Origin of the sequence: Epilithonimonas caeni DSM 17710 (genome assembly GCF_000426465.1) — a bacterium.
Taxonomy (GTDB): Bacteria; Bacteroidota; Bacteroidia; order Flavobacteriales; family Weeksellaceae; genus Epilithonimonas; species Epilithonimonas caeni.
In genome coordinates this window covers 16,298-32,600 of record NZ_AUFK01000014.1, presented here as the reverse complement: position 1 = coordinate 32,600, position 16,303 = coordinate 16,298, and the positions used below count along the sequence as shown (strand labels likewise).

General features: G+C 33.1%; 15 protein-coding genes. All 15 read left to right on the top strand.

Annotated features, from left to right (window positions below):
* Positions 1-95 precede the first annotated feature (95 nt).
* Entirely contained in the window at positions 96-752 is a 657-nt protein-coding gene (locus tag K319_RS0108295; RefSeq protein ID WP_027383243.1) for an outer membrane beta-barrel protein, read from the top strand.
* Between the two features lie 135 nt (positions 753-887).
* Positions 888-1,604 (top strand): polysaccharide biosynthesis/export family protein, encoded by a 717-nt coding sequence (locus tag K319_RS0108290; protein ID WP_235696094.1) that lies wholly within the window; start codon positions 888-890, stop codon positions 1,602-1,604.
* A gap of 8 nt (positions 1,605-1,612) precedes the next feature.
* A complete protein-coding gene (locus K319_RS0108285) occupies positions 1,613-3,934 on the top strand; it encodes a GumC family protein (RefSeq protein ID WP_027383241.1) in 2,322 nt (773 codons plus the stop codon).
* A gap of 17 nt (positions 3,935-3,951) precedes the next feature.
* Entirely contained in the window at positions 3,952-5,439 is a 1,488-nt protein-coding gene (locus tag K319_RS0108280; RefSeq protein ID WP_027383240.1) for a lipopolysaccharide biosynthesis protein, read from the top strand.
* Between the two features lie 77 nt (positions 5,440-5,516).
* Complete coding sequence (locus tag K319_RS0108275) at positions 5,517-6,455, top strand: ATP-grasp fold amidoligase family protein (protein ID WP_027383239.1); 939 nt, start codon at positions 5,517-5,519, stop codon at positions 6,453-6,455.
* 7 nt (positions 6,456-6,462) lie between these two features.
* Positions 6,463-7,596: a glycosyltransferase gene (locus tag K319_RS0108270; protein WP_027383238.1), complete on the top strand. Its 1,134-nt coding sequence runs from the start codon at positions 6,463-6,465 to the stop codon at positions 7,594-7,596.
* Positions 7,597-7,610: 14 nt separating this feature from the next.
* Positions 7,611-8,702 (top strand): glycosyltransferase WbsX family protein, encoded by a 1,092-nt coding sequence (locus K319_RS0108265; RefSeq protein ID WP_235696093.1) that lies wholly within the window; start codon positions 7,611-7,613, stop codon positions 8,700-8,702.
* Between the two features lie 16 nt (positions 8,703-8,718).
* Positions 8,719-9,798 (top strand): glycosyltransferase family 4 protein, encoded by a 1,080-nt coding sequence (locus tag K319_RS20010; protein ID WP_051230535.1) that lies wholly within the window; start codon positions 8,719-8,721, stop codon positions 9,796-9,798.
* 13 nt (positions 9,799-9,811) lie between these two features.
* A complete protein-coding gene (locus K319_RS0108255; protein WP_027383236.1) occupies positions 9,812-10,909 on the top strand; it encodes an EpsG family protein in 1,098 nt (365 codons plus the stop codon).
* Complete coding sequence (locus K319_RS0108250; RefSeq protein ID WP_027383235.1) at positions 10,906-11,811, top strand: glycosyltransferase family 2 protein; 906 nt, start codon at positions 10,906-10,908, stop codon at positions 11,809-11,811. The genes K319_RS0108255 and K319_RS0108250 overlap by 4 nt, the downstream gene beginning before the upstream one ends.
* A gap of 3 nt (positions 11,812-11,814) precedes the next feature.
* On the top strand, positions 11,815-13,179 hold the full coding sequence (locus K319_RS0108245) for a polysaccharide pyruvyl transferase family protein (protein ID WP_027383234.1): 1,365 nt from the start codon (positions 11,815-11,817) through the stop codon (positions 13,177-13,179).
* Between the two features lie 32 nt (positions 13,180-13,211).
* Positions 13,212-14,363 (top strand): glycosyltransferase family 4 protein, encoded by a 1,152-nt coding sequence (locus tag K319_RS0108240; protein ID WP_027383233.1) that lies wholly within the window; start codon positions 13,212-13,214, stop codon positions 14,361-14,363.
* 3 nt (positions 14,364-14,366) lie between these two features.
* Positions 14,367-14,972, top strand: coding sequence for a sugar transferase (locus K319_RS0108235; RefSeq protein WP_027383232.1), 606 nt, complete (start codon positions 14,367-14,369; stop codon positions 14,970-14,972).
* A complete protein-coding gene (locus K319_RS0108230; protein WP_027383231.1) occupies positions 14,972-15,613 on the top strand; it encodes a NeuD/PglB/VioB family sugar acetyltransferase in 642 nt (213 codons plus the stop codon). Before K319_RS0108235 ends, K319_RS0108230 begins: the two co-directional genes overlap by 1 nt.
* A gap of 85 nt (positions 15,614-15,698) precedes the next feature.
* On the top strand, positions 15,699-16,289 hold the full coding sequence (locus tag K319_RS0108225; protein ID WP_027383230.1) for a hypothetical protein: 591 nt from the start codon (positions 15,699-15,701) through the stop codon (positions 16,287-16,289).
* Positions 16,290-16,303: the final 14 nt, after the last annotated feature.

Sequence of the window (16,303 nt, the reverse complement as noted above, 5' to 3'; positions counted from 1 at the left end):
AAATTAATATTGAAATATTAACAACAATTAAAAATATTTCATAAAAATAAATAAAAAATTCTTAATTTCGTCCCAAATTCGAACAAATAAAATTCATGAGAAAGCTAATTGTTATATATTCCTTATTGGTGTTTGGCTCTATTAACGCTCAATTTATAAAGTATGGTGTAACAGGAAGTTTGCATAGAGGTTCTATTGCAGGTATTCATAATGCATCAAAAGCTAATTTTGGTGGCAGTGTTGGTGTTTTTGCAGATTTTTCTATAGTTCCTAATGATATCTATGACTCTGCTTGGTTGTATCTGACACCTCAATTGGAAGTTTATACTATTGGAGAACGCGCTTCATGGAACGAAGATGATAATAATCGTCAAAAATATAATAATACTTATATTGCTGTACCTATCTACCTAAAGTATTTCATGAAGAATCATGGTTATAAAGGAGATATATATTTTATGGTTGGACCAAAATTCGAATTTCTTGTGTCAGAAAAGATTGAAGAAGGAGATGCTGTAAACAGGGCGATGGCTGCGGGATATGATCCTGCAAAATTTGGCCTAGGGCAAAAGGCAGATAGTTTTGGTTATGGGGTTTCTGCAAAAGTTGGTGTAAAAGTGGATAATAAATGGGATGTATTTATAAGATTCGACAGAGGACTTTCAAAAGTATATCCAGAATATAAGGAATATTCCTCATATAATAGATTTTTAGCAATAGGTCTTAGCTACTATATTGGAGAGACTAACTAGAAATTATAAGCTAAATTAATATATGATAATCCTGCAACTCATTAGTTGCAGCCTTATAAAATGAAAAGACCAATCCTTATAATACTCATATTCATTTTTACTTTTTCTTGCAAGCCGAAAGAAAATATGGTTTATATGAGTAATCATAATTTCGAGCAAGAAACTAACCAAGCTAGATATACGGGACTAAAAATCAAAGAAGGAGATGTTTTGGAGATTGTTGTCTCTGCTTTTGATGAAATTGCTGTAAAACCTTTTAATCTTAACACTATATCTTCTACAAATAATACGGCCGAAAGTAGTTCTGCTGTTATAAATAATAGTGGAAGCAGATATATGGTTTCTACTGAAGGCTTCATTACATTTCCTGTTTTAGGAAAGGTCTATTGTCAAGGAATGACAAAACAACAATTAAAGGAAGATTTAGAACAACGATTGAAAGTTTACTTAACCGACCCAATAGTGGATATCCGTCTAGTGAATCTCAATATCAGTGTTTTGGGAGAGGTTAAAATGCCGGGAACAAAGACGTCAAATACAGAAAGAATTAATCTATTTCAGGCGCTGGCTCTTGCAGGAGATATGACAGATGCAGCAGACCGAACAAAAGTGAAGCTGCTTCGCTATTCAGAAGAATCGAAAAAAGATTCTGTTGTCACTTTAGACTTTTCAGATGCAAGCATTGTTAATTCTCCATATTATTATCTTCAGCAGAATGATATTGTCTATGTAGAGCCTGATAGAAACAAGCAGATTGCTGCCAACAATACTAACCCTAACAGAACTTTATTTTGGCAGCTGATAACAGTGGCTGTCAGTATTGCGGCTTTATTAGTCAGATTTACAAGATAACATTTTTAATGGAATTATTAGACCCCAACATTGGCCACCAGAAAAAAATCAATTTTAAGAAGGAGATTTTTAAATTTCTTAAATATTGGCCTTGGATATTATTAAGTATGGTATTGTTTTATACTGCAGCGTTTCTTTATTTAAAATATACACAACCACAATATCTTTCTAAAACAACATTACTTTTTCAAGAATCCGATGCTGATAAAGGAGCACTATCAGACCTTAAAAACCTAGGGATGGGTATCAGCGGAGATGAGGAATTACAAGGAGAGGCGGCGGTGATTATATCCAAGCCAATCATTCAAAAAGTGGTCAAAAATCTTGACCTTAGTGTTAGTTTCTATGCAAAAGGAAAGATAAGAGAGATAGAACTTTACAAAATGTCACCTTATTTTGGTAAAATTATATTTGCAGATAAGGATTTTCAAGAAGCGACTTATTTTATTGAGCCAGTAAATAACAACTCGTTCAAATTTTCGGAAGGGCCTTTGCTTAATAGTAAAGACACCTTTAAATATGGCGAGATAGTAAAGTTGCCTTGGGGAAGCGTTGTTATCAAGAGAAATTTTAAAGGATATTTGCCTTATAGGAACTTAGTTGTTTTTAGAAGTGATAAAATAGCTGAAATGCAATTGGAAAAAAGCATTACAGTACAACTTCCAAAAGGTTTGTTGATGGATATTTCGCTTATAGGAGAGGCGCCGAGCAAATCTGAAGATATTTTGAATGAGCTCACCAACCAGTACAATCTAGATGGTGTAAATGATAAAAATGCAGAAGCTCAAAATACAGCTGAGTTCATTGATGCCAGATTGGACCTTATTTCTGGTGATCTTGGAAAAATAGAGTTGGATAAAGAAAACTTCAAAAAAGCCAACAAACTAACAGATCTTGATGTTCAGGCAGGAATAGCAGTTAATAGATTAACTGGAAACGTTGAGAATATATACAACGAGTCATCTAAATTACAGATTCTTAATTCTATTTATGATATGGCTTCCTCTGGAAAAGATCAACTCTTCCCGACTGGGTTAGGAATGCCGGAAACTACAGAAGCATTGCTCCACCAGTATAATGAAAAGCTTTTACTGAAAAAAAGAACTCTTAATCAAGCTACAAATGATAATCCGTCGATTAAGGCTTTCGATAAAGATCTCGCAGAACTGAGTTATCTTATTAGAAATAGCATACAAGAAGCAAGAGGACAGGCTCAGAAAAACATTGGGAAAACTAATATGGAGATTGGCGAAGACAAAGGCTCTATTTTAAAATTCCCCACACAAGAACGTGTATTTAGAAATATAGAAAGACAACGTAATCTTAAAGAATCTCTTTATCTTTATCTTCTTCAAAAAAGAGAGGAGAATGCAATTACACTTGCAGTTACCACTCCTAAAACAAAATTGGTAAACCCGGCTTATACAGTAGGTATTGTAACACCTAATTATACACAGGTGAAAATCGGTGCTGTATCTTTAGGGTTGATTTTGCCATTGTTAATTATTTTCATCGTCAATGTTTTGGACAACAAGGTTCGTTCAAAAGATGATATAGAAACATTAGTGGCTAATATACCTTTGATTTCTGAAGTACCTCATAGTGAGATTGCAAAACCCTTGATTGAGAAAAATGATTTTACAATTTTTGCAGAATCTTTTCGAATACTTACTTCCAATCTTAAATTCATTTTAAGGACAAAATCTATCCAGAAAGGTGGGGTTGTATTGGTCACATCTTCTGTAAAAGGAGAAGGCAAAACCACAATATCTACTAATGCAGCACTTAGTCTGGCGGGAAGTGGGAAGGTCATATTGATAGGCGCAGATATCAGAAATCCTCAGCTACATCGCTATATGACAGAGGCTCGAGAAGGCTTAACGAATTATTTGGTATCAGACAATATCCCTATTCAAAAATATATCGTAGAATCAGGCTTGTCGGAGAGTTTGGATGTTATTTTTAGTGGCTCGAAGGCACCTAATCCTAATGATTTGCTGGATATGAAAAAATTTGATGATATGATAGATGAACTTAAAAAAATCTATGATTACATCGTTTTGGACTCAGCGCCTGTTATGTTGGTAAGTGATTCTTTACATTTGGTTGATGTTGCAGACGTCGTGGTATATACTGTAAAATCAGAATTTACTGAGAAAGAAATGTTAACGTTTGCTTCTAATTTGAAAAAAGACAGCTCAATTAAAAATATGGTATTTGTACTTAATAATGTTAAGCCAGAATATTCTAGATATGGATATAAATATGGCTATGGATATTATAATGATTCCAATAGGAAAAGTTTCTATCAACGTTTGTTCAGATTATAATTTTTCTGAAAAATACTATGAGTCAATTAAAAAAAGGTGCGATTCTTTCTTATGTCAATATTGGATTAACTAATCTTATAGGATTAGTATTAACTCCATTTATTATTCGTTCTCTTGGAGACTCAGAATATGGATTATATGTTCTAATAGGATCGTTAATAGCTTATTTATCTTTAATGGATTTGGGGCTAAATAATACAATTATTAGATTCATTTCAAAATATAGAGCAGAGGGTGATCGAGCTGGAGAGCAGAATTTTTTAGGGACAATCTTTTTAGTTTATATTGCTATTAGCTTATTAATAGTATTTATCGGTGTTTTATTTTATCTTAATCTAGACAGTTTTTTTTCGAAATCGCTATCTGTTGAGGAGACAGATAAAGCTAAGGTAATGTTCCAGATTCTTATTTTTAATATGGCTATAACTTTACCTGGGGGTGCGTTTACTGCTATTTGTAATGCATATGAAAATTTTGTCTGGCCTAGAATGGTTTCGATTATTAAATATATTTCTAGAGCAATTATAATTGTAGTTATACTATCTCTTGGCGGGAAAGCCATTTCTATTGTAATTACTGATACAATTCTAAATATTATTTTTATTACTATTACAATATTATTCGTAATAAAAAAATTACGTATAAAATTTGCGTTTGAAGAGATCAATAAAAAAAGTATTAAAATTATCTTTAATTATTCTATTTGGATATTTTTATTGGCAATAACAAGCCAATTTATATGGAATGCGGGACAGGTCATTTTAGGAACAGTAACCGATACAAAAACGGTGGCATATTATGCAGTTGGTGTTATGCTTGGTAGCTATTATGGTGCTTTTTCGGGTGCAATATCTAGCGTGTTTTTACCTCGTGCTACTCAAATGAGTATAAATAACACTAAAAGTGAGATTCTAAATACTATGATACGTTTAGGACGAATATCCTTACTTATCTTGCTTTTTATCCTTACAGGTTTTATATTATTTGGAAGAGAGTTTATAATGTTATGGGTTGGTAAAAATTATAAATCTTCTTATACTATTGCTGTTATATTTATGTTATCTTATACCATACCTTTAATTTTAAGCTTTGTAAATTCATTGGTAGAAGCCTATAATAAAGTTCGTTTCAAAGTAACGGTTTATTTTATTTTTTTTCCTTTAGGATTAATTTTAGGTTATTACTTATCTAAAGAGTATAAAGAAATTGGGATGATGATGGGAGTAAGTTTAGGATGGATTTTGGCTCAAATAGTAATGCTTATTTTTTATCATAAAGGACTAGGATTAAATATGTTTGTTTTTTTTAAACAAGTATCTCATAAAATTATAATTTTAGTAGTTTCAATCTTCATAGTAAGTTGGATTTTAAATTCATATTCATCTTCTAATATAAGTCTTCTGATTTTAAAAATATGTGCTTATGCCTTTTTATATTGGGTTGTAATGTATTTGTGGGGAATGAATGAGTCAGAAAAAAAGATGTTAAAAATAATTAAGAAATAGACTTTTGTCAAAAAACACACAAACAGATTTAGGCTAAGTTGATAAAGTATTCAATAAAGAATATAAGACCATAAAAAATGAATAATACCGAGATTAAAAATGTGTTAAGAGTAATCTTTTACCCTTTAGTTCTCATAAAAAGAGAAATATACAAGCAGTGGTTACGATATCTAGGTCTTCATAATCCGAAAAAATTAGCATCAATTCTCCACTATGATTACTGTAAGAGAGATATAAACTGGGATAACCCAAAAGATTTGAATGAGAAGATCAACTGGTTAAAGTTTAATTCAGATACAACAAAATGGAGCTTGCTTTCAGATAAATATGCAGTGAGGCAATATATCGAAAAAGCAGGTTTTGGTGATTTGTTGGTAAAGTTGTATGGCGTATGGTCCTCAGCGGATGATATCGATTTTTCTAAACTTCCAAAGTCCTTTGTTTTTAAAACTAATAATGGGTCGGGAACTGTCCTTATAGTAAAAGATAAAAGTTTGATCAATGAGAAGGAAGTAAGAATTAAACTTCAAAAATGGTTGAAGTTTAAATTTGGTATTATGACTGCAGAACCACATTATTTTTCTATCAAACCACTTATCATTGCTGAAGAACTATTAATAAATGATAAAAGTGATGTTTCAACATCACTTATAGATTATAAAATTTGGTGTTTTAATGGAGAACCACATTATGTATGGACTTGTAGTAATCGGAAGATTGCAGCCGAAACTTATGTTGCATTACACGATATGGACTGGAATGTTTATACAGAGAAATCAGTATTTGTAGATCATTATAGAAAGTGCGAAGCTAATATTCCTAAACCAGAATCATTAAATAGAATGATCGAGGCATGTAGAGTCTTGGTTAAAGACATCCCACAAGTCAGATTGGATTTTTATGAAGTAGGTGGTAAAGCCTATTTTGGAGAAATGACCTTCACGTCGTCAGGAGGGTATATGGATTTCTACACTAAAGCTTGTCTTGAAGAGATGGGTGCATTGGTTAAATTATAGAATAATAATGAACGTTCTCTTTATTTCACACGATGCAGTAGCTTATGGAGCTCCTAAGTCAATGGTTAATATTATTGATGGTTTGCAACAAGATATCAATTTTGTTGTTTTGCTACCATACAAAGGAAATATAATAAACGAACTTGAGAAGCGAGATATACAATATTATACGAGCCGTTATTTCTGGGACGTATATAGTTTGGACTCTCTAAAGGATTTTATAATGCTTCCAATTAGATTAATGAGGCATTATTTTTCTTTTTTCAAAACTATAAAACTTATTAGTAGACTTCATAAGATACACAAATTTGACGTGATTCACTCAAATTCAGGGGTTATTAGAATTGGCTTCTTTGCAGCAAAGTTTTTAAAGATCCCACACTTGTGGCATATTAGAGAATTTCAAACAAAAGATTATAATCTTAATATTTTGTTTGGTAGAAAATATTTTATAAAACTTCTTAAACGTAGTGAAAAAATAATTTGTGTTTCCGAGTCCATTCAAAAATATTTTGAGTTAAAAAATGCATCAGTCATTTACAATGGCGTAATGCCTCGATCTTTAGATGAGATCAATTTGGATAAAGAGAATTATTTTATTTTTGCAGCATCATTACTGCCCAAAAAAGGGGTCTATGATGTATTGTCTGCTTTTATTAGTTTTTCAAAAATAAACAAGGATATAGAACTTGTTATCTGTGGTACAGGGAATGATGAAAATACTAAAAAGATTAAAGATATAATAAAGGATGCTGGACTTGAGAAAAGAATAAAACTGTTGGGATACCGATCCGATGTTTTGGAATTATTAAAAAAAGCCAAAGCATGTATAGTTGCCTCTCATCACGAAGCCTTCGGAAGAATAACAGCCGAAGCTATGCTGGTAGGTTGTCCTGTAATTGGAAAGGCATCAGAGGGTACTTTAGAGATTCTACAAAATGACACCTATGGTTTGTTATACAGTACCGAAGAAGAACTTATAGATTGTATGGCTTTTATGGGTTCATCTAAAAATACAGATGCAGTCAAAAGTAAAATAATTGAAGCAAAGAAAAGAGCTGATATAGCTTTTACACAAGAACAATTGTGTGAAAATATTCAAGTATTATATAAGAATTTACTCAAAAATCATATTTCATGAATCATAAAAATAGTGTGTGTAAAGTAATTGCAATGTATTTGCCTCAGTTTCATCCGATTCCTGAGAATGATAAATGGTGGGGTAAAGGTTTTACGGAATGGAAAAATGTTGGTAGAGCCCAATCATTATTCCCAGGGCATTATCAACCAAGAGTGCCTGCAGATTTAGGATATTATGACTTAAGATTGCCAGAGGTTCGTAAAAGCCAGGCAGATATGGCAAAAGAGTATGGAATTGATGGCTTCTGTTATTATCACTATTGGTTTGGTAACGGAAGGAGATTATTGGAGCGCCCATTCAATGAAGTTTTGAGATTAGGTGAACCAGACTTTCCTTTTATGTTATGTTGGGCAAATGAGAGCTGGCACGAAAAATTTTGGGATAATAAAGGAGGTGTAAGTAAAAATCTTCTCATGGAGCAAATCTATGGTGATGAGAATGAATATGAGGCACATTTCTATTCTTTACTTGAAGCATTCAAGGATCCCAGATACATCAAGATTGAAGATAAGCCAGCATTCATGATTTATGAGCCATTGAAGTTTCCGGAAGTAGCTCAATTTATTACAAAATGGCAAGAATTAGCCATTAAAAATGGATTAGAAGGGATTCATTTTATAGGTCAGACACAACATGCTTTTAGAGATAAAGATAAAATCATCGGATTAGGTTTTGATGCAATTAATGCAGTAAGAATCTATGATGTTTTACAGCACAAAAGCAAATTGAGTCGTTCATTTGCAAGAATCAAAAGATCATTGTTTAAAACTGCTTTATATGAAAAATACAGTAATGCAGTCAAATATCTTACTGATCCCGAGTTCGATTCTGCACCGGATGTCTATCCATCAATAATACCAGGTTGGGATCATACGCCGAGAAGTGGCAGAGGAGGATTTCTATTACATGACTTTACACCAAAATATTTTGCAAACCATGTACGGAATGTATTTAATGTAATGAGAAATAAGCCCGTAGAAAAAAAGATAACGTTTATTAAATCTTGGAATGAATGGGGCGAAGGTAATTATATGGAACCTGATATACGTTATGGGACACAATTTTTAGAAGTAATTAAAAATATAAAAAATTCAGAATATAGTTGAATAGCTTAACTTAACTATGATTAGATTACTATATATCACCAATGGAATCAATGGTTCTGGCGGACTAGAAAGAGTCTTGGCTTTAAAGGCTTCATACTTGGCAGAACATTATAATTATAATGTGACAATCTTATCTCTTAATAAGAACCATGTCAATCCATTCTATACTTTCAGTCCGAAAATTAACATGCTTTCTATAGATGTGACTGGTAACCCTATTCAATATTTCAAATCCTACAAACAAGGGATTCAAAAGATTGTGGATGAAGTTCAACCTGATATTATTTCGGTTTGTGATGACGGACTGAAAGGTTTTTTTATCCCAAGTATAATTAAAACAAAAGCCAAATTAATATACGAACGTCATGTTTCCAAACTGGCTGAAATCAAATCTAATGATGGATTTCTCAAGTCATTATTGACAAAAGCAAAATGGTTGATGATGGAAAAATTGGGTGGTAAATATGCTAAATTTGTAGTTTTAACCAATGGAAACCTTAAAGAATGGGAGATGCTGGATAACCTGATGGTCATACCAAATCCTTTGTCATTCCAACCAGAAGAATCTTCTAGTTTAGACAAAAAACAGGTGATTTGTGTTGGTAAAATTTCTTATCAGAAAGGTCAAGACCTACTGCTACAAGCTTGGGAATTGGTTAACACCAGATTTCCAGATTGGGAACTGCATTTATATGGAAAAGAAAATAAAAATTTTTTAGACACAAGAAATTTACCAAATAATGTGTATTATTTTTCGCCTGAAAAAAATATCCAACAAAAATATTTAGAAAGCTCTATTTATGTAATGTCTTCTCGTTTTGAAGGCTTCGGTATGGTGCTGATAGAAGCAATGGCGTGTGGTCTTCCTTGTGTAAGCTTTGATTGTGATTACGGACCATCGGATATTATACAAGAGGGTATAGATGGTTATTTGGTAGCTAACGGCAACATATCTGGTTTAGCAGATCGATTAGAAAAACTGATGACTAATGAAGATCTACGGAAATCTATGGGGCAAAAAGCAAAGGAAAATGTTAAACGTTTTCAATTAACAAAGATTGCAGATCTTTGGGATAATATGTTTAAAGGACTGTAAAAGTGATTCTTATATGTTTGATTGGATTCCCATAGAATATTATACCGTAACCCATTATCATGTGCTATTATTGGTAGCATTGTTTATAGTATTTAATTCATTAATATTTGATGTTTCAGATAAGCAAAGCATCAGAATTTTTGGACCATTAGGCTATTTCATAGTGCTGGTTTTGATATTATATATGGGACTACGCCCAATCAACGTGCATTATTTCGGTGATACTTCCACTTATGCGGGAATATTTAAAGCAATGCGGAATGGGCAGGAAGCAAAAATTCAGAAAGATTATGTGTTCAATTATTTCATGAAATGGTGTAGTAATTTTATGGATGTGCACAGGTTTTTTTTGTTGCTAGACATATTATACATTATACCCAGTCTTTTATTTTCTCGGAAATATTTTGGACAATATTGGTTTTTTGCTATGTTTATGTTTATAGGCTCCTTTTCGTTTTGGGCTTATGGCACTAATGGATTAAGAAATGGCTTGGCAACCTCCTTATTTATTTTGGGGCTTTATTTTTATAACAGAAAAGTGATCATGTATATGATTTTTACTTTAGGTTATTTCATGCATGCATCTTTAATTATACCTATTGCTGCATTTGTAGTGTCGGGGATCTATAAAAACCCCAAAGTCTACCTTTACATTTGGTTTGCCTCCATACCGCTATCGTTGGTGGGTGGTAGTGCCTGGACAACTCTATTTGCTGGTTTAGGCTTCGAGGATCGGACCTCTGGTTATCTCACCAATGCAGAGGGAAATTTGGAACAGTTCTCTCAAACAGGCTTTCGATGGGATTTTTTGTTGTATAGTGCTTCAGCAGTTTTTATAGGCTGGTATTTTATTTTTAAAAAACAGATTGTAGACCGGTTTTACATTCACATTTTTGGGGTATATACTATCGCTAATTCTTTTTGGATTTTAGTAATTACGGCCGCTTTTAGCAATCGTTTTGCTTATTTGTCATGGTTTCTTATGCCAGCGGTCTTTATATACCCTATGTTTCGTTATAAAATTTGGAAAGATCAGTACAAAACCTTTGCTATTATTCTTTTCTCATATTTTATGTTCACTTATTTTATGAATGTTATTAAAGAAAGATGAAAAAAAAAATAACCGTATTTACACCGACTTATAATCGTGCCCATCTCTTACCCAAACTATATGAGAGTTTGAAAGATCAGACATCTAAAAACTTTAAATGGCTGATAATAGATGATGGTTCTGTAGATAATACCAAGGAAGTTGTAGAGACATGGATCAATGAGAACGAAATTGAGATAGCCTACCATTTTCAAGAAAATATGGGAATGGTCGCAGCTCATAATACAGCTCATTATCTAATGGATACTGAACTCTGTGTATGTATAGATTCTGATGATCATATGCCAAATAACGCTATAGAATTAATTCTAGATCTTTGGGATAAACATGGATATGATGATTGCGCTGGAATGGTGGGTCTAGATGCATATACTAATGGGAATATTGTAGGTACCAGACTGCCGGACATCAAGGAATGTAAATTCTCAGAACTTTATACTAATTACAAAATCAGTGGGGATAAAAAATTTGTTCATAATAGAAAAGTTTTCAACAAGTATCTCCCCTATCCAAGGTTGGGTAACGAAAAATTTCCGGTAACAAGCTATTTATACCTCTTTATTGAACAAGAACATAAACTTTTGATATTTAATGAAGTATTTTGCATTATTGAATATATGGAAGATGGCCTTTCAAATAATTTAATAAAACAATATCGCGACAGTCCAAATTCTTTTGCATTCTATAGATTAGCAAAGATGAAATTCGCTTTGAACTATAAAGAAAGATTTCAAAACGCAATTCATTATATCTCTTCAAAATTACTAGGGGATCGTAAAAATATTCTCAAAGATTCACCGGCAAAACTGACAACGATTTTAGCATTTCCTTTTGGTGTATTATTATATTTATATATCAAAAACACAAAAAAGACCGCAGTTAATAAGAAATTAAATAAATAAAGAATGAAGGCGATCATAGTTCCAGCAATTACGGATATGAATAAAGGAGATCAGGCTTTGGTTTGGGAAAGCTACCGTTTGGTAAAAGATACCGGACTTTACAGTTCTGTTTTTATTCTTAATTCTGGTAATACAGAGGAAGAAAGAGAAAAATTAAGTGGACAGACAAGGCGAAGAGGTTATCCTGTTTTGGAGAATATTTTAAAACATCCAAGGAGGGGACGTCATAAAAATGAGGAGCATATCCAAGAATCAAAGCTGGAATTGGCAAAACAAATTAAAAATGCCGGGTTAGATTTTTTGAGCACCAGATTTTTGATATTGATTGCAAACAGTCCATTTCTTGTAAAGATTTTCTATAACAAGAGAGTTCAAAAAACTGTTTCAGAATTCAGAAATTCCGATACGGTTTTTGTAAAAGGAGGTGGCTTTATTCATGCTTATGGAGAAAGAACGGCACCATATCTTATGTGGTATTTTTTATTCTATGTAAGACTAGCGAAGAGAATGGACAAAAAAGTGGTTTTTCTTCCCAATTCATATGGGCCTTTTAAAGGGTTGACAGTAGGATCACAAGTGAAGAATGTTTTCAATAAACTAGATCTGGTATATGCGAGAGAGAAAGTATCGGCAGATGCAATGTCACAGCTACTAGGTAAGAATATCCCTGTGGAAATGGATCTAGGCTTTTTCCTACAGAAAGGATCTGAAGAAAAAGCAATAGAATTATTAAATAAATACAATCTGTCACCAAATAATAAAATAGTAGGGATAACAGTAAGGCCATGGAGATTTCCGGGAAAAGAAAACCCTTCGGAATTATATGAAAAATATCTTAACTCGGTTCGTGATCTTATAGATTATTCTGTCAAAAAAGGGTATAAAGTAGCACTGTGCAATCAGTCAATAGGTCCTAATTCCCATGAAGATGATCGTAATGCAATCAAAGATCTCTTGAAAAAAATTGATAAAAATGACAATGTGGTTTGGATCAATGAGAATTTGGACTGTGATGACCTAAAGGCCTTATACTCGTTTTTTTCGATTTTTGTAGGTACACGCTTCCATTCTGTCATTTTTTCATTGACTTCATTGGTCCCTTCTATTGCGATAGGGTATGGAGGTAATAAGGCAAAAGGAATAATGGGAGATTTTAATTTTGATGAATTTGTTGTGCAGATAGAAGATGTTACAGGAAAAGGATTGATGAAAATGTTTGATGAGATATCTGATAATTATGATTTAAATAAGAAGAAGATTAACGATTATCTCTACAAACTAGATGTAAGTCGAAATAAAATCATGTCAGATATAAAAGGATTATATCAACAAGTGCACATCCCTAATAATAAAATTACGATAAAATAACATTCCATTCTAAGACTCTTAAACCTCTCATAATGAAACGTAAGATCTTCCGAATTTCAACAGTTCCAATTTCTCTTAATTCTCTATTGAAAGGACAATTAGAGTTTTTAAACAATTATTTTGAGGTAACAGCGATTTCAGGAAATGGAGCAGACCTTGATGAGGTTGGAAGTAGGGAACGGGTAAAGACATATCCTATAGAGATGCAACGCCAGATATCTCCTTTCAAGGATTTTGTCTCCCTGATAAAACTTTACAGATATTTTAAAAGAGAAAGACCTGATGTTATACACTCCATTACTCCCAAAGCTGGATTATTATCTATGATTGCAGGTAAATGGGCGGGTGTTCCCGTAAGGATGCATACATTTACAGGGTTGATATTTCCGTACAAAAGCGGATTAATGCAAAAGATATTGATACTAATGGACAAGCTATTATGTTATTGTGCAACCAATATCTATCCTGAGGGACAAGGCGTCAAAAATGATTTGAAAAAATTTAGGATAACCAATAAACCTTTAAAGATAATAGGAAACGGAAATGTAAATGGAATAGATTCAACTTACTTTGATCCCGCTCTCATTTCAGAAAATGATAAAAAAGAACTGAGAAGATCATTAGGGATCGGCGCAAGTGATCTTATTTATGTTTTCGTAGGAAGAATCGTAAAAGACAAAGGAATTAATGAATTGGTAGAAGCTTTTACGGACATTAATAAAAAACATCAGAATACGAAGCTAATTCTTGTTGGGACTTTTGAAAGAAAACTAGATCCGATAAGCCAAGAAACCGAATCTCTGATCACTGTTGATCCAAACATAATAACTGTCGGTTATCAGAAAGATATAAGACCATATTTAGGTATTGCTGATCTATTCGTTTTTCCAAGCTATCGTGAAGGGTTCCCTAATGTTTTACTGCAGGCAGGGGCTTTAGGTCTTCCTTCTATTGCAACAGATATCAGCGGTTGCAACGAGATCATTCGGGATGGTGTTAATGGTTACATTGTACCCTCAAAGAATCAGAAAGACCTACATGATAAAATGCTGGAATTGTTACAGGATCCTCAACTAAGACAACAAATGGCTGAAAGGAGTAGAGGTTTGATCATTCAAAATTATGAGAGAGAATTTTTATGGAATGAGATTTTAAAAGAATATAACACATTATTAGAAAAATAAACAATGTACAAGAGTTTTTTTAAAAGAGTGCTTGATTTTACAGTTGCTTTGATTGCAATTGTTGTTCTTTTACCGATTTTCATTATCGTAACAGTGTGTTTATATGTTGCAAATCAAGGTAAGCCATTTTTCTTTCAGGAAAGGCCAGGACTGAAGGAAAAGGTCTTCAATATCATCAAGTTCAAAACAATGAATGATAAGAAGGGACCAAATGGTGAACTTTTACCAGATAAAGATCGTTTGACAAAAATAGGAGCATTCGTAAGAAAAACATCTTTGGATGAACTGCCTCAGTTGATCAATGTTTTAAAAGGTGATATGAGTCTGATCGGGCCACGTCCTTTGAGAACTTATTATTTACCACTTTACAGCGAAGAACAAAAAAGGAGACACGATGTAAGACCCGGTATCACCGGTTGGGCTCAGGTGAATGGGAGAAATGCTATTTCTTGGACAAGAAAATTTGAATTGGATATATATTACGCAGATCATATCTCTTTTCTACTGGATGTTAAAATTATACTCCTTACAATCAAAAAAGTAATTATTAGAGAAGGCATATCGCAAGAGGGACAAGCAACAGTCGAACGTTTTAATGGAAAAAATTAATGAAAGAAAATTGTATAATCGTAGGAGCAGGAACATATGGACAAGTATATGCAGAATATCTGAAAGACGAATATAGTATACTTGGTTTTATAGATGATGATCAGACTCTTCACAACGTAGAAGTCAATGGAATCAAGGTTTTGGGGGATTTTGATTTTCTGTTAAACAACATTGATATTTCAACGAATGTTTTTATTCCAATAGGAAATAATAAAGTCAGAGTCCAGCTGCTACAAAAAACAATTGAAAAAGGATTCAGGATACCTAATTTCATACACAAAACTGCGAAGATCCACCCTTCAGTAGAGATTGGTAAAGGTGTTTATATTCTACCGGGAACTCAGATCATGCCTTTGACTCAAATAAAAGATTTTGTTCTGATAAGTATGGGTGTGAATATTGCGCATCATAATATCATAGACCAAGGTTGTTTCTTTTCGCAAGGAAGCAACATTGGGGCAAATATTTATTTTAAGAGTGAAGTTTTCTGTGGGATAGCCTCAACTATAATGACAGGGGTCAAAGAAGTAGGGAAAAATAGTTTAATAGGGGCAGGCGCAGTAGTCATTAGAGATGTTCCGGACTTTGCAGTGGTTGTCGGTAACCCCGGAAAAATCATAAAATATAATGAACCAAAATAGAGATGGCCTTGAAATAAGAACTCTTAAATATTTTTAATTGGCATATGATTTGCGAGGTTCTTGATGAATCGAAAAATTTAAACATATGAAAAAAGTATTATTAGGAGCATTTGTCATAGGCGCAGGATTAATATCTACAACTAAAGCTCAGATACAAGAAGGAAACTGGATGGTAGGAAGTAGCTTGGTAACAAGTAACTTTGGATTAAATACAGGCGCAGGATATGATTTCTCAATTCAGCCAAAAGCAGCCTATTTTATCAAAGATAATACAGCATTGGGAGGTTATGTTAATTTAGGTTTCATGAAACCGGGTAAAGGGCAGTCAACCCAATTTAATTATGCTGTTGGTGCTCTAGGAAGATATTTTCTTTCACCGGGTGAGCAGGGAGTTGACAATCTTTTGAATCACGGACGTTGGTTCTTCGAGGGTAATGTTGGTATAGGCGGAACATCCGTGGAAAACGGAATTTCTACAACGGGTCTTGATTTCGGTGTCGGCCCTGGTTATTCTTACTTCATCACCCCAAATATCGGAGTTGAAGGTCTAGTAAAATATAATGGAGTTGCAGGTTTCGGAAATGAAGGGCTGACGTCAAAGATCAGTTTCAACGTAGGTTTCAGTATTTATTTACCTTCTGGTCAAGCAAAAAGAATTGCGAATGAAGCTAAATAATTTAAGATAATATC